The organism is Acidovorax sp. GW821-FHT11A03 (genome assembly GCF_058809075.1).
This window is the reverse complement of record NZ_JBXASG010000001.1, coordinates 329,089-353,062: the sequence shown is the minus strand read 5'-3', so window position 1 is coordinate 353,062 and position 23,974 is coordinate 329,089. Positions and strand designations below refer to the sequence as shown.

General features: G+C 67.9%; 20 protein-coding genes. 5 read left to right on the top strand and 15 right to left on the bottom strand.

Features of this window, described 5'->3' with window-relative positions; all coding sequences use genetic code 11:
- Positions 1 to 4: 4 nt before the first annotated feature.
- From AC1RVY_RS01650 to AC1RVY_RS01635, 4 genes are all read right to left on the bottom strand, one after another.
- On the bottom strand, positions 5 to 769 hold the full coding sequence (locus AC1RVY_RS01650) for a hypothetical protein (RefSeq protein WP_218294842.1): 765 nt from the start codon (positions 767 to 769) through the stop codon (positions 5 to 7).
- Positions 770 to 919: 150 nt separating this feature from the next.
- Positions 920 to 1,498: a hypothetical protein gene (locus AC1RVY_RS01645; protein ID WP_218294841.1), complete on the bottom strand. Its 579-nt coding sequence runs from the start codon at positions 1,496 to 1,498 to the stop codon at positions 920 to 922.
- Positions 1,495 to 1,794: a DnaJ domain-containing protein gene (locus AC1RVY_RS01640; RefSeq protein WP_492805011.1), complete on the bottom strand. Its 300-nt coding sequence runs from the start codon at positions 1,792 to 1,794 to the stop codon at positions 1,495 to 1,497. The genes AC1RVY_RS01645 and AC1RVY_RS01640 overlap by 4 nt, the downstream gene beginning before the upstream one ends.
- A 63-nt stretch (positions 1,795 to 1,857) precedes the next feature.
- Positions 1,858 to 2,571 (bottom strand): YebC/PmpR family DNA-binding transcriptional regulator, encoded by a 714-nt coding sequence (locus AC1RVY_RS01635; protein WP_218294839.1) that lies wholly within the window; start codon positions 2,569 to 2,571, stop codon positions 1,858 to 1,860.
- Between the two features lie 239 nt (positions 2,572 to 2,810).
- On the opposite strand from AC1RVY_RS01635, the gene AC1RVY_RS01630 reads away from it, so the two are divergent.
- The gene (locus tag AC1RVY_RS01630; RefSeq protein WP_218341145.1) at positions 2,811 to 4,040 is read left to right on the top strand and encodes a nucleoside recognition domain-containing protein; all 1,230 of its coding nucleotides are present in this window, start codon (positions 2,811 to 2,813) and stop codon (positions 4,038 to 4,040) included.
- A gap of 188 nt (positions 4,041 to 4,228) precedes the next feature.
- Here AC1RVY_RS01630 and AC1RVY_RS01625 read toward each other — a convergent pair whose 3' ends face one another.
- From AC1RVY_RS01625 to AC1RVY_RS01615, 3 genes are all read right to left on the bottom strand, one after another.
- A complete protein-coding gene (locus AC1RVY_RS01625) occupies positions 4,229 to 5,173 on the bottom strand; it encodes a ZIP family metal transporter (RefSeq protein WP_492805009.1) in 945 nt (314 codons plus the stop codon).
- Between the two features lie 70 nt (positions 5,174 to 5,243).
- Entirely contained in the window at positions 5,244 to 5,867 is a 624-nt protein-coding gene (locus AC1RVY_RS01620) for a superoxide dismutase (RefSeq protein ID WP_218341143.1), read from the bottom strand.
- A 93-nt stretch (positions 5,868 to 5,960) separates the two neighbouring features.
- A complete protein-coding gene (locus tag AC1RVY_RS01615) occupies positions 5,961 to 6,452 on the bottom strand; it encodes a DUF2753 family protein (RefSeq protein ID WP_218341142.1) in 492 nt (163 codons plus the stop codon).
- Positions 6,453 to 6,699: 247 nt separating this feature from the next.
- On the opposite strand from AC1RVY_RS01615, the gene AC1RVY_RS01610 reads away from it, so the two are divergent.
- Positions 6,700 to 7,407, top strand: a complete 708-nt coding sequence (locus AC1RVY_RS01610) for a hypothetical protein (RefSeq protein ID WP_492805007.1) — start codon at positions 6,700 to 6,702, stop codon at positions 7,405 to 7,407.
- A 9-nt stretch (positions 7,408 to 7,416) separates the two neighbouring features.
- Here the strand turns inward: AC1RVY_RS01610 and AC1RVY_RS01605 are convergent, their stop codons facing one another.
- The 3 genes from AC1RVY_RS01605 to sbcB form a co-directional block, all read right to left on the bottom strand.
- Positions 7,417 to 8,736, bottom strand: a complete 1,320-nt coding sequence (locus tag AC1RVY_RS01605) for a protein kinase domain-containing protein (protein WP_218341140.1) — start codon at positions 8,734 to 8,736, stop codon at positions 7,417 to 7,419.
- Between the two features lie 29 nt (positions 8,737 to 8,765).
- Positions 8,766 to 10,013: a cystathionine gamma-synthase family protein gene (locus AC1RVY_RS01600; RefSeq protein WP_492805005.1), complete on the bottom strand. Its 1,248-nt coding sequence runs from the start codon at positions 10,011 to 10,013 to the stop codon at positions 8,766 to 8,768.
- A 138-nt stretch (positions 10,014 to 10,151) separates the two neighbouring features.
- Positions 10,152 to 11,597 carry an exodeoxyribonuclease I gene (sbcB, locus tag AC1RVY_RS01595; protein ID WP_369642565.1) on the bottom strand — a complete coding sequence of 482 codons (1,446 nt, stop codon included), beginning with the start codon at positions 11,595 to 11,597 and terminating at the stop codon, positions 10,152 to 10,154.
- Between the two features lie 213 nt (positions 11,598 to 11,810).
- On the opposite strand from sbcB, the gene AC1RVY_RS01590 reads away from it, so the two are divergent.
- The gene (locus AC1RVY_RS01590) at positions 11,811 to 13,190 is read left to right on the top strand and encodes a lytic murein transglycosylase (protein WP_492805004.1); all 1,380 of its coding nucleotides are present in this window, start codon (positions 11,811 to 11,813) and stop codon (positions 13,188 to 13,190) included.
- A 151-nt stretch (positions 13,191 to 13,341) separates the two neighbouring features.
- Here AC1RVY_RS01590 and clpA read toward each other — a convergent pair whose 3' ends face one another.
- From clpA to dnaE, 3 genes are all read right to left on the bottom strand, one after another.
- Positions 13,342 to 15,690: an ATP-dependent Clp protease ATP-binding subunit ClpA gene (gene clpA, locus AC1RVY_RS01585; protein WP_492805003.1), complete on the bottom strand. Its 2,349-nt coding sequence runs from the start codon at positions 15,688 to 15,690 to the stop codon at positions 13,342 to 13,344.
- Positions 15,691 to 15,747: 57 nt separating this feature from the next.
- Entirely contained in the window at positions 15,748 to 16,116 is a 369-nt protein-coding gene (clpS, locus tag AC1RVY_RS01580; protein ID WP_029414237.1) for an ATP-dependent Clp protease adapter ClpS, read from the bottom strand.
- Positions 16,117 to 16,223: 107 nt separating this feature from the next.
- Positions 16,224 to 19,757 carry a DNA polymerase III subunit alpha gene (gene dnaE / locus AC1RVY_RS01575; protein ID WP_218341139.1) on the bottom strand — a complete coding sequence of 1,178 codons (3,534 nt, stop codon included), beginning with the start codon at positions 19,755 to 19,757 and terminating at the stop codon, positions 16,224 to 16,226.
- Between the two features lie 181 nt (positions 19,758 to 19,938).
- Here dnaE and AC1RVY_RS01570 point away from each other — a divergent pair, with 181 nt between their 5' ends.
- Entirely contained in the window at positions 19,939 to 20,736 is a 798-nt protein-coding gene (locus AC1RVY_RS01570; RefSeq protein ID WP_218294827.1) for an outer membrane protein assembly factor BamD, read from the top strand.
- Here AC1RVY_RS01570 and yoaA read toward each other — a convergent pair.
- On the bottom strand, positions 20,699 to 22,747 hold the full coding sequence (gene yoaA / locus AC1RVY_RS01565; RefSeq protein WP_492805002.1) for a DNA repair helicase YoaA: 2,049 nt from the start codon (positions 22,745 to 22,747) through the stop codon (positions 20,699 to 20,701). The genes AC1RVY_RS01570 and yoaA overlap by 38 nt on opposite strands.
- Positions 22,747 to 22,950, bottom strand: a complete 204-nt coding sequence (locus AC1RVY_RS01560) for a YdcH family protein (protein WP_218294825.1) — start codon at positions 22,948 to 22,950, stop codon at positions 22,747 to 22,749. Before AC1RVY_RS01560 ends, yoaA begins: the two co-directional genes overlap by 1 nt.
- Positions 22,951 to 23,057: 107 nt before the next feature.
- Here AC1RVY_RS01560 and AC1RVY_RS01555 point away from each other — a divergent pair, with 107 nt between their 5' ends.
- Entirely contained in the window at positions 23,058 to 23,864 is an 807-nt protein-coding gene (locus tag AC1RVY_RS01555) for a PP2C family protein-serine/threonine phosphatase (protein ID WP_218294824.1), read from the top strand.
- Positions 23,865 to 23,974: the final 110 nt, after the last annotated feature.

Genomic DNA, 23,974 nt, shown 5'->3' with positions numbered 1-23,974 from the left:
TCATCTAAATCGCGGATTCTTCGTCGGACGTGCGGGCGGCGGGCGTGGCCTTGCCACGGTCGGTTTCGCTGGTTTCGAACTTGCCGTCGTCTTCCTCGGCGGGCGATTCGTCGCCCTCTTCCAGGCCCAGGTCAAAGGCGCGGGCCTTGGCGCGCAGCACCAGCAAGGTTTCGATGAACAGGTCGCGGCACTCGTAGCGCAGCAGCCAGGCCATCTGCATCCAGTCGCGGTCCGCCACCTCGTCCTGGTCGATGCGCGGCTGCACATAGCCCGAGGCGAGGAGTTCGTCGTCGGTCAGCGTGGGGCCGTAGTCTTCCACCGCGTCGAACGTGCCGGTGCGGGCAAAGGCTTCGATGCGGCTCCACTTTTCGGCGAAGTAGTTGGCCAGTGCCTCGGCGCCGCCTTCCAGGTCGCCGATGGCCGTGAGGAACTCGACGGGATCGGCGTCGTCGCGGAAGATGACGGCATTGACCATATTGCGCAGGTGCGTGTGCGTGAGGTCCTTGTACTGCTTTTCCAGCACCATCGCGCGCGCGAACTGCTCGGGCGTGACCAGCAGGTTGACCACTGAGGCCTTGGAGTCGTCGTACTCGCGCATCACGGCCAGGATGTCCTTGGGCGCGAGCTGGTCCAGCACCACCATCAGCGCGCCGTCCCCGTCGGTATCGGCCAGCTCGGCCAGCGCCGACTCGGCGCCCACGATGTCGCCGGCCGCGATCAGGCTGGTGGTCCTGGTGATCAGGGCGAGGTGGGTGTTGTTGCTGCTCATGCGTATTCCTTGGTGTGTCGCTGCGCTGGGCGCAGACCGCTAAAAACTGGCGCGCCGCCGTCGCCAGCGCCGCCTTGCCTTGGTCCGGCGTGGCCGGTCCGCCGCAGGCGTCCCCCTCGCGGGGATGGCGCGCAGCGCCTCGGGAGGGCCTCAGTCCTTCCTGTCGAACCCCACATCGGCCAGCCAGTTGGAGCTGGCTTCCTCGCGGGTGCGGCTGTTTTGCGGGTCCACGGCGTCGTCGGCGCTCAGGGCGCTGAAATCGTCATCGTGTTCCGCCGCATCCGCAGCGTCTTCGCCCTGGTCGCCGTCGCCCTCGGCCGCGTGCGCCGCGGGGGCCATGCGGGCATGCAGGTGCAGGTACTCGAGCCCGGCCGCCACTGCCATGAACCGGGCGCCCTGCGGCTCGCGCAGCACGGTCTGCGCCAGGCTCTGGGCCCAGGGCTCGAGCGTGACGGCATGGGCCAGGCTGTGCCAGTCGGGCAGTTCGTCCACCGGCAGGCCCAGCAGGTGCTCCACCGCGCCGGGCTTGGTGAAGCGAAAGCCGTGGTGAAAGACCACTGCGACCATCTCGGGGGCCAGCTCCATCATCTGCACCAGAAAGGCGATCTCGTTGCGCTTTTCCGCCAGGCGCTTGCGCAGGACGTCTTTGCCCTCGGAGTCGGAGACCAGGTCATCCAGCTCGGCCTGGTAGGCGGAGCGCAGATCGTAGAAGTAGGGAGATAGTTTCACGAAGCGGAAGAAGGAGAGGAAAGGATGCGCGAGGAGTAGGCCTGCCAGATCTCCTGCGCGGTCTGCAGCGGGTCGTCCAGCAGGTTGCGGCGGCGGTTGTCGTCGTAGGTCTGGCGGGCGGTGTCGTCCGACAGCACTTCGTAGGCCTTCTGCACGGCCTGGAACCGCTGGGCGGCGTCGGGCGCGTCGTTGCGGTCCGGGTGGTAGAACGACGCCTTCTGGCGAAAGGCCTTCTTGATGTCGGCGAGCGACGCGTTGGCCGCCAGCCCGAGGGCTGCGTAATGGTCTGCGGTCATGGACAAGTCAATTGCGAGGGCGATGCAGGGAGCGGGCCCGGCCGCGAAGCCGGCGCACCGGCATCAGCCGCCCAGGCTCACGAACACGTTCTGGACGTCGTCGTTGGAGTCGATGGCCGCCAGGAAGTTCTCGACCTCTTCGAGCTGCTCGGGCGAGAGGTTGGCGGGATTCACGGGGTTCTTGGGCTTGTAGCCCAGCTTGACCGACAGCACATTGAAGCCATGGGCGGGCAGCGCGCGGCTCACGAGGTCCAGGTCGGTGGGGTCGGTCCAGAAGGTGGTGGTGCCTTCCTCGTCGCCAGCCTCGAAATCCTGCGCGCCCGCCTCGATGGCGGCCAGTTCGGGATCGGCATCGGGCGTGGCGGGCTCGGCTTCGATCATGCCCACATGATTGAAGTCCCAGGCCACCGATCCCGAAGTGCCCAGCTGGCCCTTGCGGAACAGCACGCGCATCTCGGGCGCGGTGCGGTTCACGTTGTCGGTCAGGCATTCGACCATCACCGCTACCTGGTGGGGCGCGAAGCCTTCATAGATCACGCGCTCGTAGTTGACCGCGTCGGCGCCCGTGCCCGAGCCTTTCTTGATGGCGCGCTCCAGCGTGTCCTTGGGCATCGAGGCCTTGCGGGCCTGCTCGACCACCAGGCGCAGGCGCGCATTGCTGGCCGGATCGGCGCCGCCGCGCGCGGCCACGGTGATTTCCTTGACCAGCTTGCCAAACAGCTTGCCCTTGGCATCCGCCACCTGTGCCTTGCCTTTTGCTTTCCACTGCGCGCCCATGTTGGATCTCTTTTCGTTGGTGTTGCGGCGCGCCAGGCGCCTGAGGATGTGTGGTGCGGACCCCGCAGGCGCGGGAAAAGCGCTTCCCAAAGCCCCCGCACGGCGGTAAACCGAACCCTATAGGGTACCACTGACCCATCCGTTGCCTGCCAGCCACGGTATCGGCGGGTGTTGCGCGGCAAGCCGGGTAACCTTGGCGGCATGCAGGCTGATCCCCCCACTCTTCCCGGTACCCCCTGATGCTCAACACCCTGTGGCTGGGCTTTTTCCTGACCGCCGCGGTGGCGGCGCTGGCGCAGTGGCTCGTGGCGGGCAACGCGCAGATCTTCGCCGCCATGGTCGAGGCGCTGTTCGCCATGGCCAGGCTCTCGGTCGAGGTGATGGTGCTGCTGTTCGGCACGCTCACGCTCTGGCTGGGCTTCCTGCGCATCGCCGAGAAGGCGGGCATCGTGGACGCCCTCGCGCGCTGGCTGGCGCCGCTGTTCCGCCGCCTCATGCCCGGCGTGCCCAGCGGCCACCCGGCCCTGGGTCTCATGACGCTGAACTTCGCGGCCAACGCGCTGGGGCTGGACAACGCGGCCACCCCCATGGGCCTGAAGGCCATGAAAGCCCTGCAGGAGCTGAACCCCGAGCCAGAGACCGCCACGAACGCGCAGATCCTGTTCCTGGTGCTCAATGCCTCCTCGCTCACGCTGCTGCCGGTGACGATCTTCATGTACCGCATGCAGCAGGGCGCGCCCGACCCGACACTCGTTTTCCTGCCCATCCTGCTGGCCACGTCCGCATCCACCCTCGTGGGCCTGCTCAGCGTGGCGGTGGTGCAGCGCCTGCCCTTGTGGAGCCCCGTGGTGCTGGCCTACCTGCTGCCCGTGGCGCTGGTGCTCGGCGGTTTCATGGCACTCCTGACCACGCTGAGCGCGGCGGCGCTGTCGCAGCTGTCTTCCCTGCTCGGCAACCTCACGCTGTTCATGCTGGTGGTGCTGTTCGTGGCCCTGGGCGCCTGGCGCAAGGTCGCCGTGTACGAGGCTTTCATCGAGGGTGCGCGCGAAGGCTTCGATGTGGCCAAGGGCCTGCTGCCGTACCTGGTGGCCATGCTGTGCGCCGTGGGGGTGTTCCGGGCATCGGGGGCGCTGGGCTATGTGCTCGACGGCATCCGCTGGTGCGTGCAGGTGCTGGGCGCGGACACCCGGTTCGTCGATGCGCTGCCCACCGCGCTGGTCAAGCCATTCTCCGGCAGCGCCGCGCGCGCCATGCTCATCGAGACCATGCAAGCCCAGGGCGTGGACAGCTTTGCCGCGCTGGCAGCGGCCACCATCCAGGGCAGCACCGAGACCACCTTCTACGTGCTGGCGGTGTACTTCGGCGCGGTGGGCATCCAGCGCACCCGCCACACCGTCAGCTGCGCGCTGCTGGCCGAGCTGGCGGGCGTGGTGGCGGCCATCGTGGTGTGCTACCGGTTCTTTGGGTAGGGAAAAAGGTCCCCCGGCATGTCTTGCCCCTCCCCCCGGCAAGCCGGCTTCGCGGTGGCACGGGTGCGGACCGCGCCGGGCGGAGGCAGCGGGGGCGGTGCCAGTCCTGCATTCCCTGCACTACGGATCAAATCGGCACCTCCCCCTTGACAGGAAAGCGCTGAAAGCTATTAATTCGATAGCAAAATTCACCCCAGCGCCGTATCCAGCAGCATCATGATCACGAAGCCCAGCATCAGGCCGCCGGTGGCCCAGGCCTCGTGGCCCTTGCGGTGCGACTCGGGGATGATTTCGTGGCTGATCACGAACAGCATGGCCCCGGCCGCGAAACCCAGCCCCCAGGGCAGCAGGCTTGCGGAGTAGCTGACCACGGCCGCACCCAGCACGGCGCCCACGGGCTCCACCAGCCCGGAGGCCATCCCGAGCACCACGGCCAGCAAGCGCCGGTAGCCCGCGGCGAGCAGCGCCACGGCCACCACCAGGCCCTCGGGCACGTCCTGGATCGCGATGCCGGTGGCCAGGGCGCTGGCGCGCAGGGCATCGCCGCCCGCGTAGGCCACCCCGATCGCCAGCCCCTCGGGCAGGTTGTGCAGCCCGATGGCGAAGACGAACAGCCACGTGCGCCGCAGCGTGCGCGAGGCCTGCCCGCCCTCCACGCCCTTGATGAAGTGCTCGTGCGGCAGCAGCCGCTCCATCATCAGCAGCACCAGCGCGCCCAGCAGGATGGCCGCCCCCACCGTGCCCCCGGCCGCCCAGGCACCGGCGCCGCCCGCGCGTGCCGCCTGGATGCCGGGGATGATGAGCGAGAACGAGCAGGCGGCGAGCATCACGCCCGCGCCGAAGCCGAACAGCGTGTCCTGCGTGCGCTCGGAAAGGCGCTGCGAGAGCAGCACCGGCGCGGTGCCCAGCGCCGTGGCCAGCGCTGCCGCCAGGCCGGCCCAGAGCGCACCCCGCACCACCGGCTGGCCGGCGATCCAGGCCCATGCCTGCGCCGAGCCCGCCACGATGCCAAGCAGCACGATGCCCAGCCCGAGCCACTGCCGCCCACGCAGGGTGGCGACGCGGCGGGCCGACGAGGCGGAACGCGCCAGCGGTTCGAGAACCGTATGGGTGGAAGCGGGCGGGGTCTGCATGGCGGCTCCTGGGGTTGTTGTCGAGGGGCGGTTTTCAGAATGCGGGTGGTGGAGCGGGCGCGATGGCCCGTCAGGCCCGGGCAAGCGCATGGCGGCGGGCCACCTCGGCCCAGTCGATGACGTTGTAGAACGCGGCGATGTATTCGGGACGCCGGTTCTGGTACTGCAGGTAATAGGCGTGTTCCCACACATCAAGCCCCAGCACGGGCGTGTGGCCCGACATCGGGCCCGCCATGAGCGGGCTGTCCTGGTTGCCCGTGCTTTCCACCACCAGCTGGCCCGCCTTGGTCACGCAAAGCCAGGCCCAGCCGCTGCCAAAGCGCGTGAGCGCGGCCTTGGTGAAGGCCTCCTTGAAGGCGCCGAACCCGCCCAGATCCGTATCGATGGCCCGCGCCAGCTCTCCCTGGGGCTGGCCGCCGCCCCGGGGCGACATCACGCTCCAGAAGAGGCTGTGGTTGGCATGGCCGCCGCCGTTGTTGCGGACCGGGCCCTGCAGGTTCTCGGGCAGCAGCACCAGCCGCGCCACCAGCTCATCGATGGGCAGGTGGGCGTGCGGCGTGCCTTCCAGCGCGGCGTTCAGGTTGTTGATGTAGGTCTGGTGGTGCCGGGTGTGGTGGATCTCCATCGTGCGGGCATCGATGTGGGGCTCGAGCGCGTCATAGGCATAGGGCAAGGCGGGCAAGGTATGGGGCATGGTGTCCTTGGATCGGAAACGGAGTGGATAGAAAGGCCGGAGCGCGTCGTCCTTCGGGCCATGGCACCCCACGGCCAGGAAGCGGCACGCCCTTCAGTGCGGCCCCGGGCCGTGGGCCAAATGGGCCGAGGCCAGGGCCTGCGTGACGGACGGGTGCGCGCCATGGGCCTGCACATGGCGCAGCAAGGCGGCATGGGTTTCGCGGCTGTGGCGCCACGCGGCCTGCTGCAGGCCCGCGCCGTGGCGTGCATCGGCCATCAGGCCCAGCAGCACGGCATGGGCGCGGCACAGGATCTGGGTGGCGTCGTCCACGGCGCCCGCCTGCACCTGCAGGTCGGCCACATTGAGGTGCGAGACCACGACCGCCGCCACGCAGTCGTCCTCGCGCCCCGGTGGCGGCGTGTGCTCCAGCAGCCGCAGCGACAACGCGAGGGCCTGGTGCTGATAGGCGGTCGCCATGCGCCATTGGCCCGTCTGCTGCGCTGCCCGTGCGCGCTGCACGGCATGCTGCCACCGCGCCAGCGTGGCGGGCGCGTGGTGCACGGCTGCGCTCTGGTGGGAGTTGGTGTGTACGCCGGTGTCCATGGCAATGCTCCTTGAAGAAGGACAAGCCTTTTGCGGTGGACGGGTGTGGCGTACTCAGGCACTTAAATGATACTGATTCTCATTCATATTGTCGAGATGGGACGCCATCCCGGAAACGCCGGGTCAAAGGCCGGCGGGATAGCCAGTCAATCCGCCGCCCGCACTCCGCCTACGCTCAACCCGTCGCCGCCGTGGTGCCGTCAGAGACCCCGCCCGGACCCCCTCCATCGTTCCACCACTGTTTGCCATGCATTTTTCGCCCCTGCTGCTTCGACCCCGGTCCCTTTTGCGCGCCTGCCGCTGGCGCGTGGCCCTGGCAGCCGCCGCTGCCGCGCTGGCAGCCACCCCCCTGGCGGCTGGCGCCGCCACGCTGCATGACAACCTGGGGATGGGGGGACTGGGTTGGTTCAACGGGTTGAATTTCACCCAGTTCACCGCCGTGCGCATCCCCGTCGGAGGTGCCGGCTTCTCCGTGGCCGAGGTCACGCTGCTGCTCAGCAACGGCGGCGGCGTCAGCGCGATCGGCACGGTGAACCTGCAGGTCTGCGACGATGGCCCTGGCGGCACGGCGCCCGGGCCATCGTGCGCGGCGTTCACACCCGTCGGTCCGATCTCGTCGTCACTGGAACCCGTACAGTTCACGGGCAGCTACGCCGCGCCGGCCGGGCAGCACCTCTGGGTGGTGGCCAAGGCCGCCGTGGCCGGGGACACCTTCCGCTGGGGCACGGCGGCGGACGCCGGTGACACGTTTTACACCGTCGACGCTGGCGCCAGCTGGGTGGCGGATACGAACAGCGTGCTGCTGCGCATCACCGACAGCGGCGCGGTACCCGCCGGGCCCGCCGCCATCCCCACGCTGTCCCTCCCGGCGCTGCTGGCCCTGTCGCTGGGCGTGGCGGCAGCGGGCGCCGGGTGGAGCCGGCGCCGCGCGGCGCGGGAACCAGCGGTGCGATGAGCGGCGGCCTCACTCCGGCCCGCTCAGGCCCTGTTCCCACTCCGCCAGCTGCTCGCTGGTGGCAATCAGCCGCCCCACCAGCAGCTTGATGAACGCCTTGTCGAAGTGCGACTGCAGGTCTTCCGACGCTCCGCGCAGCGCCGGGTTGCGCACCTTGAGCACCAGCACCTCGGTCTCTGCCACGGCGGTGGCGGTGCGCTTCCTGTTCTCCGGGCGCAGGTAGGTCATCTCGCCCAGGGTGACGCCCGGGCCCAGAGTGCTGAGGGTCCAGCCCTGGCGGCTCACGGCCACCTGCCCCTCGATGAGGATGCAGAAGGAGTCGCCAGGCGTGTTCTCGCGCATGAGCACGGTGCCCCGCTCCAGCCGGCGCCAGCTGCCCAGGCGCATCAGCTCCCACAGCGCCACGTCGTGGAAGTCGGCGAAGAACGGCAGTGCGCGCAGGCGCGCGAAGCGTTCGGCCTCGGTGTCCTGCGAGCGCTGGCGCGGCAGGCCCTGGTGGGCGGCGAGCAGGGCCTGGGCGAAATCCTGCCAGGTGGCAAAGCGGTCTGCGGGCTGCTTGGCCAGGGCGCGCAGCAGCACGTCGTCCACATGGCCGGGCAGCGAGGCGCGCAGCAGGCTGGGCGGCGTGGGGGCTTCGTTGCCGATCTTGTAGAGGGTCGCGAAATCCGTGTCGCCGTCGAAGGGGCGGCGGCCGGTGAGCAGTTCGTACACCACCACGGCCAGCGAGAACATGTCGCTGTGGTGGGTGAGGTCCTGCTCGCGCACCTGTTCGGGCGACATGTACGACGGCGAGCCCACCAGGCCCGACAGCTGCGTGGCATCGCTGCGCAGCGACAGCGCCGCGCCGAAGTCGGTGAGCTTGACGTCGCCGCCCTGGGCTAGCATCAGGTTGGCGGGCTTGATGTCGCGGTGCACCAGGCCCTCGCGGTAGGCGTATTCGAGCGCGTTGCAGCACTTGAACGCGATATCCAGCACCTGGGGCACGGGCAGCAGCGCGTCGGGCGTGGCAAACGCCGACAGGGGCTGTCCGTCGACGTATTCGAGCACCAGGTACGGCGGCAGCGCCTCTTCGTCCGCATCGAGCAGGCGCACGATGTTGGGGTGGCGCAGGCGGCCGGACAAGGCGGCCTCGTTGCGCAGCAGCTTGCGGTAGCGCTCGGCCTGCTCGGGCTGCCTGAGCAGGTGCGCGTGGGTCTGCTTGATGGCCACCTTGCGGCCCCGAAAACCGTCCAGCCCCAGGAACACGATGCCGCTGGCGCCCCGGCCCAGCTCGCGCTCGATGCGGTACTTGCCAATGCTGGCGGGCGGGGCCGAGGTGGTGGTGGCCATGGCGCGCTGACAGGTTGCGGGGTGCCGCCTCAGCAGCCGGCCAGGGCCTGCTCGAAGTCCGCGAGCAGGTCTTCCACCTCTTCCAGCCCGACCGACAGCCGGATCATGCTGTCGGCGATGTCCATGGCGGCGCGCACGGCCGGGCCGGCCTCCCAGAAGATGGTGTGGGCCACCGGGATGATGAGCGTGCGCGTGTCCGCCAGGCCCGTGGCCTTGATCGGCAGCTGCAGCCGGTTGCACACGGGCAGGCACTGCCCGGGGTCGCGCAGCTCGAACGACAGCAGCCACGAACCGGCCTTGAGGTGCTTCTGGGCAAACGCGTACTGGGGGTGCGACGGCAGGCCGGGGTACAGCACGCGCGAGACCGCCGGGTGCTGCTCCAGCCATTGCGCCAGGGCCAGGGCCGTGGCGCTGGTGCGGTCCATGCGCAGCGACAGGGTTTCAGCGCCCAGCGCGATCTGGTGCGCGGCGTGGGAAGACAGCGTGGCCCCCATGTCGCGCAGGCCCTTCTTGCGCAGTTGCTGAAGGCCCCAGCCCTTGGCGTCGCCCTTGCGGTAGGGGGCGAAGATGTTGGGGTACGTGCTCCAGTCGAACAGGCCGGTGTCGGTCACCGCGCCGCCCAGCGCCGCACCCTGCCCGCCGATGCTCTTGGTGAGCGAGTTGAGCACCAGCCCCGCGCCCACCGTGGACGCGCGAAACAGGTAGGGCGACGCCACGGTGTTGTCCACCACGTACAGCAGGCCGCGCTCGCGGCAGACCGTGCCCACGCCGTCCAGGTCGGGGACCTGCGTGCCGGGGTTGGCTATGGTCTCGACAAACACCATGCGGGTGTTGAGCCGCACCGCGGCGGCCACGTGGGCGGCGTCCGTCACGTCCACCAGGGTCACCTCGATGCCCAGGTCGGCCAGCGTGCCGAACACGCTGTTGGTGTTGCCAAACACGAACTGGCTGGCCACCAGGTGGTCGCCCGCCTTGAGCAGCGTGAGAAAGATCGCGCAGATGCCCGCCATGCCGGTGGCGAACACGATGGTGCCCTGCCCTTTTTCCATCTGGGTGATCTTGGCCTCCAGCGCCGCCGTGGTGGGCGTGCCCTGCCGCGCGTAGTTGAAGCCGCCCTTGGCGGTGCCCTGGAACACGGCGATCAGGTCCTCGACCTTGTCGTAGCCGTACTGCACCGAGGTGTGGATCGCCTTGTGGATGGCCCCATGCTCCGCGCCGCCATGGCGGTCAGCATGAAGGATCTCGGTCGTGAAATGGTGGTTCTGCGGTGTCGTCATAAAAACTCGATGTCTATCTGCAAGCCCCAAAGCGGCAAAAACCGGAGCACCCCATACCAGCGCACCCGTGGAACTGGCTCCGCCAGGCCACCGGGTGCGTCCCCCTCAGGGGGAAGGCGCGCAGCGCCTCAGGGGGAGTCATCGTTCAGGCGCGATGTGCTCCGCGTAATCGTACAGGGCCCCCAGGATGTCCTGCGTGCGGTCGTCTTCGGCGGTCTCCGACAGCGTGTCGATTTCGGTGAACAGCTGCTCCACCGTGCGTGCCCCGCCCTGCCCGTCGAACAAGCAGGCTGCGCGGTGCGCCTCCCACTGCTGCGCTTCTTCAGGCGACAGCGTAGCGGGGAAGTTGCGCGCCCGGTAGCGCCACAGCAGCTCGGCCAGGCGCGGGTCGTCGAACGCGGCGCGGGAGCGGGCCAGCTTCTCGCCGCTCATAGTGCGCAGGTCGTTGAGCAGCCGGCGGTCGTTGTTGCCGACGAAGCCGCCGTACAGGTCCTGGTCCACATCGGGCGTGGCCTCGGGCGGGCGGGCGAACACGGCGGGCCAGATGCCGCTCATGTCGGGCAGGCCGCGGGCCACCTCGGCATGCTGGGCGGCCTGGGCCAGGTCAATGCCCCAGCGCTGGGCCAGCGCGGGCGTGAGCGTGTTCACGTTGCCCACCACCATGGGCGACTTGTTGAGGTGGATGGTCTTGACCGGCAGGCGCGTCACGCCGTCGGGCAGCGCGTCGGCCTTGCTGAACATGCGCAGGCGGATCTCGTCGGCCCCCATGGTGGCGAGAGCCGCCGGATCCTGGGAGAGATCCCAGGCAATGAGTTCGTTCTTGTTGGTGGGATGGCTGGCCAGCGGCCACATCACGGCCAGGCACCCGCGCTCGGCCGGGAACATGCCCGAGACGTGCAGGAACGGCCGGGCCGTGATGGCGGTGGCCGGCAGGCGAAGCTCGGCGGCCACGCGGTCCTTCTTGTGCAGCGAGAGCGCGAAGTCGAAGAGCTTGGCGTTGCGCTCGCGGATGAGCCGCGCCAGCGCAATGGTGGCGCGCACGTCCGACAGCGCATCGTGCGCCGCCTCGTGCACCAGACCGTTGGCCTTCGAGAGATGCTCGAGCTTGAAACTCGGCGAGCCGTCCTCCTTCCGGGGCCACTGGATGCCGTCGGGCCGCAGCGCGTACGTCATGCGCACCACGTCCAGCAGGTCCCACCGCCCGCACTGGTTCTGCCATTCGCGCGCGTACGGATCGATGAGGTTGCGCCAGAACATGAAGCGCGTGATCTCGTCGTCGAAGCGGATGGTGTTGTAGCCCACGCCGATGGTGCCGGGCTGCGCGAATTCGGCCTCGATGCGGGCAGCGAACTGGTGCTCGGGCACGCCTTTTTCCAGGCACAGCTGCGGCGTGATGCCGGTGATGAGGCAGGACTGCGGATCCGGCAGGTAGTCGCTGGCAGGCTGGCAATAGAACATCAGCGGCTCGCCGATTTCATTGAGCTCGGCATCGGTGCGGATGGCCGCGAACTGCGCGGGCCGGTCGCGGCGCGTGTTGGCACCAAAGGTTTCGTAGTCGTGCCAGAGGAAGGTGTGGGGGGCCATGGTCGGTGGGCAAACAGGGGCGGGACGGGAACAAGGCAGGGGAAACAGCGAACTGTAACCTGATTTGCAGGCATTTTTAGCCCGCAGCGCATACCGTTCAAGCGCTGGCAGCTATCAAAATAGTAGTAATCGAAGGCCACCGCCTCCGCGGCCGCTTCACGCCGTGATACACCTGTGGCCCGGCTCCCGCGCTGCGGCACGGGACAATGGCGCATGCACAGCACCCACCGAGCACCTTTCCCGTTCTTGCGGCGCCCTATCTCCCTCGCGTCCCCGCTCCGGCTCCCGCTGGCGGCCTGGGCGGCCGCCCTGGCGCTGGCGGGTTGCGCCGCCGCCCCGTCCCCCTCCCACCGCCCTAGCGCAGGGACGGCGCCGCAGGCGGCAGCCGCCCGCGTGGCGCCCCCCGCTGCAACCGGCCCGGACACCCCCGCATCCTCCCCCGGCGGCCCCGCCGCCGACATGGTGGACCACGCAGCGGGCTTCGCTGCCTGGCGCGCCGCCTTTTCCGCGCAGGCCCTGGAGGCCGGCATCCAGCCCGGCACGGTGCGCAGCGTGCTGGGCCAGGCGCAATGGCAGCCCCGCGTGGTGGAACTGGACCGCGCGCAGCCCGAATTCACCCGCACGCCGTGGTCCTACCTCGACAACGCGGTCTCCCCGCAGCGCATCGCCCAGGGCCAGGCCAAGCTGGCCGAACACAGCGCCGCGCTCGAGGCGGCCGCCGCCCGCTACGGCGTGCCGGCCACCCTCATCACGGCGATCTGGGGCATGGAGAGCAACTACGGCAGCAATTTCGGCACGTTTCGCACCGTGGACGCGCTGTCCACGCTGGCCTACGAAGGGCGCCGGCGCACCTGGGCCCAGGCGGAGCTGCTCGCGGCGCTGCGCATCGTGGACCAGGGCGACATCCCGGCGGAGCGCATGCTGGGTTCCTGGGCCGGCGCCATGGGGCACACGCAGTTCCTTCCTTCCGTCTTCCTGGCCTATGCCGTGGATGCCGACGGCGACGGACACCGCGACATCTGGGGCAGCATCCCGGACGTGGTGGCATCCACCGCCCACTTCCTGTCCCGCTCGGGCTGGCAACCCGGCGAGCCCTGGGGCGCCGAGGTCCAGTTGCCGGCGGCCTTCGACCACGCGCGCGCGGACCCGGCGGTGCGCCAGACCAGCGCGCAATGGGAGGCCGAGGGCGTGCGCGCGCCAGGGGGCCAGCCGCTGCCCCCCCTGGGCACGGCCTCCATCGCGACCCCTGCCGGAGCGCGCGGGCCCGCCTTTCTGGTGGGGGCGAACTTCCGGGCGATTCTTCGCTACAACAACTCCGTCAACTACGCCCTGGCGGTCGCACTGTTGTCCCAGCAGATCGGCGGGGGCGGCCCCATCGCCGCGCCCTGGCCACGCGACCTGGAGCCCCTGTCGCGCACCCAGCTGCAGGCCCTGCAGGAGGCACTGAACCGCAAGGGCTTCGCGGCCGGCACCCCGGACGGCGTGATGGGCCCCGCCACCCGCGCAGGGCTGCGCGCCTTCCAGCGCAGCACCGGCAGCGTGGCGGACGGCTACCCCACCCTGGAGATGCTGCAGCGCCTGCAGGCGCCCTGACCCCGCAGGGCCCCGCCCGGCTGCACGCCCCCACGGACAGCGCGAAAAGCGCAAGCTTCCGCGAATCCGGCCAAAAAAAAGCCCACGGCATACACCGTGGGCTTTTACCTGGCCGGCACGCACGCGGCCAGGGCGGCCGCGCCGCCGCGTGTCAGTCCGCCGTGGCCTCTTCCGGCTCGGCAGGTTCGGACTTGGCCGAGCGCTCCTTCTTGGGCAAGGGCTGGATGTCCAGCAGCACCTCGGACGTTTCCACGCCCTTGTCATCGGTCTTGAGCTCGATGTCGACCGTCAGGCGGCCCCCTTCCGTCAGGCGGCCGAAGAGCAGCTCGTCGGCCAGCGCACGGCGGATGGTGTCCTGGATCAGGCGCTGCATCGGCCGCGCACCCATGAGCGGATCGAAACCCTTCTTGGCCAGGTGCTTGCGCAGGGCGTCGGTGAAAGTGACTTCCACCTTCTTCTCCGCCAGCTGCGTTTCCAGTTGCAGCAGGAACTTGTCCACCACGCGCAGGATGATCTGCTCGTCGAGCGCCTTGAAGTTGACGATGGCATCCAGCCGGTTGCGGAACTCGGGCGTGAACAGGCGCTTGATGTCGCCCATCTCGTCGCCCGCCTGGCGCGGGTTGGTGAAGCCGATCGTCGCCTTGTTCATGGTCTCGGCGCCGGCGTTCGTGGTCATGATGATGAGCACGTTGCGGAAGTCGGCCTTGCGGCCGTTGTTGTCCGTCAGCGTGCCATGGTCCATGACCTGCAGCAGCACGTTGAAGATGTCCGGGTGCGCCTTCTCGATCTCGTCGAGCAGCAGCACCGCGTGCGGCTTCTTCGTGATGGCTTCCGTCAGCAGACCACCTTGGTCGAAACCGACATAACCTGGAGGCGCGCCGATCAGGCGGCTCACGGCATGGCGCTCCATGTACTCCGACATGTCGAAGCGGATCAGCTCGATGCCCATGATGTAGGCCAGCTGCTTGGCCGCCTCGGTCTTGCCCACGCCCGTGGGGCCGCTGAACAGGAACGAGCCGATGGGCTTGTCACCCTTGCCCAGGCCCGAACGCGCCATCTTGACCGCGCTGGCCAGCACTTCCAGGGCCTTGTCCTGGCCGAACACCACGCTCTTCAAGTCACGCTCCAGCGTCTGCAGCTTGCCGCGGTCGTCGTTGGAGACGTTGGCCGGCGGAATGCGCGCGATCTTGGCGACGATCTCCTCGATCTCGGCCTTGCCGATGGTCTTCTTGCGCTTGCTCGGCACCATGATGCGCTGCGCGGCGCCCGCCTCGTCGATCACGTCGATGGCCTTGTCGGGCAGGTGGCGGTCGTTGATGTACTTGGCGCTCAGCTCGGCGGCGGCCTGCAGCGCGGCCGCGGCGTACTTCACGCTGTGGTGCTCTTCGAAGCGCGACTTCAGGCCCTTCAGGATGTCGATGGTTTCGGCCACGCTGGGCTCCACCACGTCCACCTTCTGGAAGCGGCGCGACAGCGCGGCGTCTTTTTCAAAGATGCCGCGGTACTCCGTGAAGGTCGTCGCGCCGATGCACTTGAGCTGGCCGCTCGAAAGCGCCGGCTTGAGCAGGTTTGAGGCATCCAGCGTGCCACCCGACGCGGCGCCCGCACCGATCAGCGTGTGGATCTCGTCAATGAACAAGATTGCATTGGGCTTGTCCTTGAGCGACTTGAGCACGCCCTTGAGGCGCTGTTCGAAGTCACCCCGGTACTTGGTGCCCGCCAGCAACGCGCCCATGTCGAGCGAGTACACGGTGGCCTCCACCAGGATCTCCGGCACGTCGTTCTGCGTGATGCGCCAGGCCAGGCCCTCGGCGATCGCGGTCTTGCCCACGCCGGCTTCGCCCACCAGCAGCGGGTTGTTCTTGCGGCGGCGGCACAGGATCTGGATCGTGCGCTCCACCTCGTAGTGGCGCCCGATCAGCGGATCGATCTTGCCTTCCTTGGCGGCCTGGTTCAGGTTCTGGGTGAACTGCTCCAGCGGCGAAGCCTTCTCGTTGCGCTCGGAGCCACCGCCCTCTTCGCCTTCGGCCTGGTTTTCCGCCTTAGCGGGCTCTGGCGGCTCGCCCTTCTTGATGCCGTGGGCGATGAAATTGACCACGTCCAGCCGCGTCACGCCCTGCTGGTGCAGGTAATACACGGCATGGGAATCCTTCTCGCCGAAGATGGCCACGAGCACGTTGGCGCCCGTGACTTCCTTCTTGCCATTGCCCGTGGACTGCACGTGCATGATGGCGCGCTGGATCACACGCTGGAAGCCCAGCGTGGGTTGCGTGTCCACCTCGTCGGTGCCAGCCACCTGGGGCGTGTTGTCTTTGATGAAGTTCGCCAGCGATGAACGCAGATCATCGATGTTGGCAGAACAAGCGCGCAGCACCTCCGCTGCGCTGGGGTTATCGAGCAATGCAAGCAACAGATGCTCCACGGTGATGAACTCGTGGCGCTGCTGACGGGCCTCAACAAAGGCCATGTGCAAGCTGACTTCCAGTTCCTGGGCAATCATGTGAACTCCTTTGTGCTTGCGTGGAAGGGATAACTGTAGATCGGGATCAAAAACCTGTTATTCAACAGGCTCACTGACACATTGCAGTGGGTGGCCCGCCTTGAGGGCGGCGTCAAGCACTTGTTCCACCTTGGTGGCAGCCACATCGCGGGAGTAAACGCCGCAGACGCCTTTGCCATCGAGGTGGATCTTCAACATGATCTGGGTGGCTTGCTCGCGGTCCTTGCTGAAAAACTCCTGCAGCACCACGATGACGAATTCCATGGGGGTGTAGTCGTCATTGAGCATGACCACCTGGTACATCTGGGGCGGCTGGGTCTTTTGTGTGCGTCTTTCGAGCACGACCGAACCGCCATCATCCCGCGCTGGCCGGGTCACGGGCGGCGCGGTGGGGGGTGAAGGTGGTTTTGTTGCCATGAAAATCATTCTAGCGATCCGCGCGGGGTGATGCCGTGAGAGAAATCTGACGTTGATCCTGTTTTTTTCAAGCTATGGCGCGCCGGATATTCACTCTTGGGTGTCGCGGGCCCGCCCTATTCGTAGACCACGGTGGCGGACCCGCTGCCAGCCTGGGCCGTCCAGGCCGCGAGCGCCGCGTCGGTGGGATAGAAACGGGCGCTTTCTCCCAGTTGCAGCTCCGCGACCGCCGCCGCGTCGCCCGCCACGCAGCGCACGCCCATGCGCACCCGCAGGCCATGGACCAGTTCGCCCTCCGCGATCTCCTCGCGGCGGGCGGGAAATTCCCGCACCAGCCGGGGCACATCCGGCCCCTTGTCGCCCACCAGCACATGCAGATACTTGCCGAAGCGGCAGCGCGCCCCGGCCAGATCCCAGACCTGCTGCACCTTCACGCGCAGCCCGCCACTGAAATGGTCCAGCTGCAGGCGGCCCATCATCACAACGAACTCGTCTTCCTTGAGCTGGTTCCTGTAGGTGTTGAGCAGTGCCTCGTCCGCGGAGGCTTCGATGACACCGGATTTGTCGTCCAGGCGGAAGAGGCCCAGCCTGCCGCGCTGGCCATTGATCACCCGGAAGTCGCTGATGATCCCGGCGAGGACCTGGGGTTCTCGGCTGTCCAGCAGCTCGTCGATGGAGGTGCGCACGAAGCGCCGCACCTCGGTGGCGACTTCGTCGAACAGATGGCCGGAGAGGTAGAAGCCGACCGCCGTTTTCTCCTGCGTCAACCGCTCCTTGATGCCCCAGGGCATGGCATCCACCAGATCCGGCTCCTGCGTGCTCGATCCATGGGCGTCGTCGCCCATCATGTCGAAAAGCCCTCCCTGGTTCACATTGGCCAGCGTGGCCGCCGAAAAATCGAACGCACGGTCGATGGAAGCCACCAGGGAGGCGCGGTTGAGATGGAGCGAGTCAAACGCACCCGCCTTGATCAGCGCCTCCACCGTGCGCTTGTTCAGGCGCGCCCGGTCCACCCGCACGCAGAAGTCGAACAGGCTCTTGAACGGGCCGGTGGTCGAGCCTTGCGGCCCCTCGCCCCGCCCCTCGCGCGCGGCCACGATGGCTTCGATGGCCTGCTGCCCCGTGCCTTTGACGGCCCCCAGGCCGTAGCGGATGATCTTGTCGGTCACCGGCTCGAAGCGGTAGAAGCCCCGGTTGACATCCGGCGGCTCGAACGAGAGCCCCATCTTCTGCGCGTCCTCGAACAGCACCTTGAGCTTGTCGGTGTCGTCCATTTCCACGGTCATGTTGGCGCAGAAAAACTCGGCCGTGAAGTGCACCTTGAGCCAGCCGGTGTGGTACGCCAGCAGCGAGTACGCGGCAGCGTGCGACTTGTTGAAGCCGTAGCCGGCGAACTTCTCCATCAGGTCGAACACTTCGTCGGCCTTCTCCTGGCCAATGCCCTTCTCAGCGGCCCCCTTGCGGAAGATCTCGCGGTGCTCGGCCATCTCCTCGGCCTTCTTCTTGCCCATGGCGCGGCGCAGCATGTCGGCGCCGCCCAGGCTGTAGCCCCCCAGCACCTGGGCGGTCTGCATCACCTGCTCCTGGTACACCATGATCCCGTAGGTCTCGGCGAGCACCTTTTCCACCAGCGGGTGCGGGTATTCCACGACCTCCTTGCCGTGCTTGCGGTTCACGAAGCTGGGGATCAGGTCCATGGGGCCCGGGCGGTACAGCGCGTTGAGCGCGATCAGATCCTCCAGCCGGCTGGGGCGCGCCTCCTTGAGCATGCCCTGCATGCCCCGGCTTTCAAACTGGAACACCGCCTCGGTCTTGCCTTCCGAGAACAGGCGGTAGGTGGGCCCGTCGTCCAGCGGGACGGCTTCATACGTGAAGTTCTCCTGCCCCTTGTGGCGCTTCATGATGAATTCGCGCGCGATCTCCAGGATGGTCAGCGTGGCCAGGCCCAAGAAGTCGAACTTCACCAGGCCGATGGCCTCCACGTCGTCCTTGTCGTACTGGCTCACGGCCGATTCGCTGCCCGGCTGCTGGTACAGCGGGCAAAAGTCGGTGAGCTTGCCCGGTGCGATCAGCACCCCGCCCGCATGCATGCCGATGTTGCGCGTCATGCCCTCGAGCTTCTGGGCCATCTCGATGATGGTCTTGACGTCCTCTTCCTTCTGCACGCGCTCGTACAGCTGCGGCTCCAGTTCCAGCGCGTAGTTGTTCTTGTCGCCTTCCTTCTTCACCTCGGGCGGGTAGGCCAGCGTGTACGACATGCCGGGCTTGCCCGGCACCAGCTTGGAGATGCCGTCGCAGAACATGTAGCTCATGTCCATCACCCGGCCCACGTCGCGGATGGCCGCCTTGGCGGCCATGGTTCCGAAGGTGGCGATCTGGCTCACCGCGTTCTTGCCGTACTTGTCCTTCACGTAGTCGATCACCCGGTCCCGGTTGGACTGGCAAAAGTCGATGTCGAAGTCGGGCATGGACACCCGTTCGGGGTTCAGGAAGCGCTCGAACAGCAGGTTGTACTGCAGCGGGTCCAGGTCGGTGATCTTGAGCGCATAGGCCACCAGCGAGCCGGCGCCCGAGCCCCGGCCCGGCCCCACGGGACAGCCGTTGGCCTTGGCCCACTGGATGAAGTCCCCCACGATGAGGAAGTAACCCGGAAAGCCCATCTTGAGGATGGTGCCGATCTCGAACTCCAGCCGCTCCACGTAACGCGGGCGCTGCTGGTCGCGCTCGGCCTCCTTGGGAAACAGCAGTTTCAGCCGCGCCTCCAGGCCATCGAACGATGCAAGCCCGAAATACTCGTCGATCGGCATGCCGTTGGGTGTGGGAAAGTCCGGCAGCTGCGGCTTGCCCAGCACCAGGGTGAGGTTGCAGCGCTGCGCGATTTCCACCGTGTTCGCGATGGCCGAGGGCACGTCCGCAAACAGCGCCTCCATCTCCGCGGACGATTTGAAGTACTGGTCGCGCGTGAACTTGCGCACGCGGCGCGGATTGGCCAGGATCTCGCCCTCAGCGATGCAGATGCGCGCTTCGTGCGCCTCGTAGTCGTCCGCCGTGGCGAACTGCACCGGATGCGTCGCCACCACGGGCAAGCTCAGGCGCGCCGCCAGCTGCGCCGCGGCCACCACGTGGCTTTCATCGTCCACGCGGCCCGCCCGCTGCAACTCGATGTAAAACCGGTGTGGAAACAGCCCCGCCAGGCGCAAGGCCACCTGGGCGGCGCCCGACTCATCCCCCTTCAGGAGGGCCTGCCCCACGGGCCCTGCCTGTGCCCCGGCCAGGGCGATCAGCCCCTCCGAAAGCTCCTGCAGCCAGTCCCAGGTGCACAGCGCCAGGTTCTTGACGACATTGCGCGTCCAGGCGCGCGCCAGCAGTTCGGACAGATTGAGGTAGCCCTGGCGGTTCTGCACCAGCACGATGAGGCGCGAGGGCGCTGCGCCCGCCTCGCCCTCCAGAAAGATCTCGGCCCCCAGGACGGGCTTGACGCCCTTGCCCCGCGCCTCCTTGTAGAACTTGATCGCGCCAAAAAGGTTGTTGAGATCGGTGATGGCCAGCGCGGGCTGGCCGTCCTTGGCGGCGGCCTTGGCCACCTCATCGATTCGATTGGTACCGTCGACGACGGAAAACTCGGTGTGCAGGCGCAGGTGAACAAACATGGGAGCATTGTAGAAAGCCCCACGCGCCTCGCCACGAAAGCCAGCCGCACGGCGCCTCTTGACAGGGACGGCCACCGGTACAATGCCTTTCCGTGCCCCGGATGCCAACGGCGCCCGGCCCGCTGGACCGGCGCAGATATCCTGCACCCCCTGCCTCCTCTTTTGCTGAAAGCTGCTTGCGATGCTGCGTGCCCCACTGCCCCTCGTTTCCGCCCTGCTGCTTGCCGGTCTGCTGGCGGGTTGCTCCAGCACGACCGAAGACAAAACGGCCAACTGGAGCCCCAACCGCATTCATTCGGAAGCGCAGGACGAGATGAACAGCGGCGCCTACGACAAGGCCGTTCCCCTGCTGGAAAAGCTGGAGGGCCGCGCGGCAGGCACTCCGCTGGCGCAGCAGGCCCAGATCGACAAGGCGTACGCGCACTACAAGGCCGGCGAGAAGGCCCAGGCCATCGCGACGCTGGACCGTTTCATGAAGCTACACCCTGCCAGTCCGGCGTTCGACTACGCGCTGTACCTCAAGGGCCTGGTGAACTTCAATGACAACCTGGGCCTGTTCTCGTTCATCTCGCGCCAGGACCTCTCCGAGCGCGACCAGAAAGCCGCCAAGGATTCGTTCGAAGCCTTCAGCGAGCTGGTCACCCGCTTTCCGGAATCGCGCTACGCGCAGGACTCGCGCCAGCGCATGACCTACATCGTCAATTCGCTCGCGCAATACGAAGTGCATGTGGCGCGCTACTACTTCCAGCGCGGCGCCTATGTGGCGGCCATCAGTCGCGCGCAGGTGGCGCTGGCCGACTACCAGGGCGTGCCCGCGCTGGAAGAAGCGCTGTACATCCTCATCCAGTCCTATGACGCGCTGGGCATGACGCAGCTGCGCGACGATGCGCGCCGGGTGATGGACACCTCGTACCCCCAGAGCGAGTACGTGCGCGGCGGCCTCAGGGCCAAGGCCGATCCGTGGTGGAAGTTCTGGTAAGCGCCTGAACCGCGGCCTCGAATTCCTGCTGTGATTCCAGGCGCCGCATCGGCGGCAGCGCCGCCAGCAGGCGCTTGCCATAGCCCATGGTGACCAGGCGGGTGTCGCCCACCACGAGAATGCCGTGGTCGGACTCGCGGCGTATCAGGCGCCCCGCTCCCTGCTTGAGCGCGACGGCCGCCTCCGGCAGCGCGTAGGATTTGAACGCCTTCCCGCCCGATTCTTCAATGCGCTGCGTGCGCGCTTCCACCAGGGGATCGCCTGGAGGCGGAAAAGGCAGCTTGTCGATGACAACAAGCTGCAATGCGTCGCCGGGCACATCAAATCCTTCCCAGAACGTGGCCGACGCCACCAGCACACAGCCCCGCTGTCCGTGCTCGCTCCCTTCCCGAAAACGCTCCATCAGCCGCCGCTTGGGCCACTCGCCCTGCACCAGGACCTCCAGGCTGCCCGATGCCGCAAACCGGTCTCCGAGCGCATCGCCGATCGTGCGCAAGGCCTTGAGCGTGGTGGTCAATACCAGCGTGCGGCCACCGAGCTGCCCCGCCGCCTGGGCCACCCATTGCGCCAGCATGCCGCTGTGCGCGGGGTCGGCCGGCGACGGCAGGTGGCGCGGGACGTACAGTGCCGCCTGCGACGCATAGTCGAAGGGACTCGCGACCCGCAGGATCTCGGCATCCTGCAACCCGGCCCGCTCCGTGAACCAGCTCAGCCGCTCGTCATCGCCCAGCGTCGCCGACGTGAAGATCCATGCCCTGCCGGGGCCCGCCGCGGACTCCCCGGGCCAGCCATCTTCGCCCGCCGGTTCGGCCGGCGCGGCCAGCAGGCGGGTGCGCATGGCCTCAGCGATGTCCAGGGGCGACTCCATCAGGCGCAATTGCGCGCCCGCATCGATCCAGCGCACGGCGTCAGGGTTGCCAGGGCCGGCGAAATGCGCCAGCCGCGCCAGCAGTTCGGTCCCGCGCTCGTACAGCCGCACAAAGTCGGGCGCCATTTCGCTGACCGTGTCGAGCGCCTCCTGGGCCTGTGCGCAGGCGACCGCCACGCTGCGGATGGCCGCATGCCACGCATCACCCGCCACGCCCTGCGGCGCCTCATCCGTCCAGCGCAGCTTCGCCCCGCCCCGCCGCTCTCCCACCGTCAGGCGCAAGTCCCGGGCCGAAAGATCCACCAGGCTGGCCAGCCCCGTCCAGTCCGCCAGGCCGCGCGCATGCTGCAGCCCCACGGCCAGGAGGTCCCTGCCGAAGTCCATCAGCTGGCCCGTGGACAGCGCAAGCCCCAGAAACTGCACGCCGGTCTCGTTGATCTGGTGCGCCTCGTCGAACACCACCACGCGCACCGACGGCAAGAGCTCGGCCATGCCGGATTCGCGGACCGCCAGGTCGGCAAAGAAGAGGTGGTGGTTGATGACCACGATGTCCGCCGCCAACGCCTCCCGCCGTGCCAGATGCACGTGGCATTCGCGGAAACGCGGGCACGGGGAGCCCAGGCAGTTCTCCCGGGTGGATGTGACCAGCGGGATCACGGGCGACCGCTCGTCCAGCCCTGTCAGCTCCGCCAGATCGCCCGAGCGGGTGCCGTGCGACCAGCTCTCCACCTTGGCTAGCACGCGCGCCACGCCGGGCTCACGGGCAGACACGTCCTGGCGCGCCAGCTCCATGCGGTACAGGCACAGATAGCTCGCCCGGCCCTTGAGAAGCGCCATGCGCACCGGCAGGCCCAGCGTCTGGGCCAGGCGCGGAAGATCGCGCGCGAACAGCTGGTCCTGCAGGGCCTTGGTGGCGGTGGACAGCAGCACGCGCTCGCCGCTGAGCAGCGCCGGCACGAGGTAGGAGAAGGTCTTGCCCACCCCCGTGCCCGCCTCCACGACCAGGGCGCCACCGGCCTCGATGGTGCGCGCCACGGCCACCGCCATGTCCGTCTGTCCCGCGCGGGGCTGGAAATGCACGTCCGCCCGCGCCAGCACGCCATCGGCGGCGAACACCTCCTGAACCATTTCCGCCAGCGCCATCAGGCGGGCTCTTGGGGTTGAAGGGCCCGCTCCAGGCGATGCATGGCATCGCGCAGCGCAAGGCGGCGCTTCTTGAGGCGGCGCAGTGTGAATTCGTCAGGTGCCCCGTCTGGAGCACACAGGTCGATCAGGGCATCGAGATCGGCATGTTCGATGCGCAGTGCAATGAGCTGCCGGTGCGGAGAATGGAGGCTGAGGTTCAAGGCGTGGGGGCCGCAGGATGGCAAAAATGCCACAGGCGGGCGGATAATACGCGCTTGGCCCGCATTCCGCGACGGCCGTTTGCGTACGCGCCCCCACAATCACCAGCATGACCAAAGCGTTTCGCCTCATCGCGTCCACCGGTATCCACAAGGGTGACCGGGAGTACCAGCAAGACCAGGTGACCTTGATCTCGCACGAGCGGCACAACGGCTGCGTGCTGGGCGTGATTGCCGACGGGATGGGCGGCCGCAGCGGCGGGCGCAAGGCATCCGACCAGGTCATGATGACGGCGCGCCAGCTGTTCGAACGCTATTCTCCGGACACCGACGACCCGGTGGCCATGCTCAAGAGCATGGTCGAGGAAGCCCACATCGTCATCCGCCTCACGGCCATCGCGGCCGAGCAGGAGCCGCACAGCACCATCGCGGCCTTCCTCATCAACCCGCGCGGCGACTGCCACTGGGTGCACGCGGGCGATTCGCGCATCTACCACTTTCAGGGCGCGCGCATGGTGTTTCGCACCAGCGACCATTCCTATGTCCAGGCACTGGTGGACCGGGGCGAGCTCACCGAGGCGGAGGCCAACAACCATCCGCATTCCAACATCCTGGTGGGCTGCCTGGGGACCGAAAGCGACCCGCCTATCACCACCCATGTGATTCCGCAGCTGCAGCCGGGCGACGTGCTCATGGCCTGCAGCGACGGCGTGTGGCACTACTTTTCGCCCACCGAACTGGGTTCCGTGGTGGACTCGCTGTCGCCACGGGAAGCCACGGAGTTCCTGATCGAGAAAGCCCGTTCCCGGGCGCGCGGCGGCGGTGACAACCTTTCCCTGGTCATCGTGAAGATGGAAGCGCTGGTGGAAGAAAAGAAGGTGGCGCGCCTGGTCCCCGCCGACGCAGGCCGGCCCTGATACGCCCCGGGGCCCGGCTGACGCTGGTTGGTGGGCTCACGCCTGCGCCAGCAGATCCAGGCCGCCCCGCCAGATCCCTGCGCGGCGCGCCTGCGCATGCCCTCCGCCAG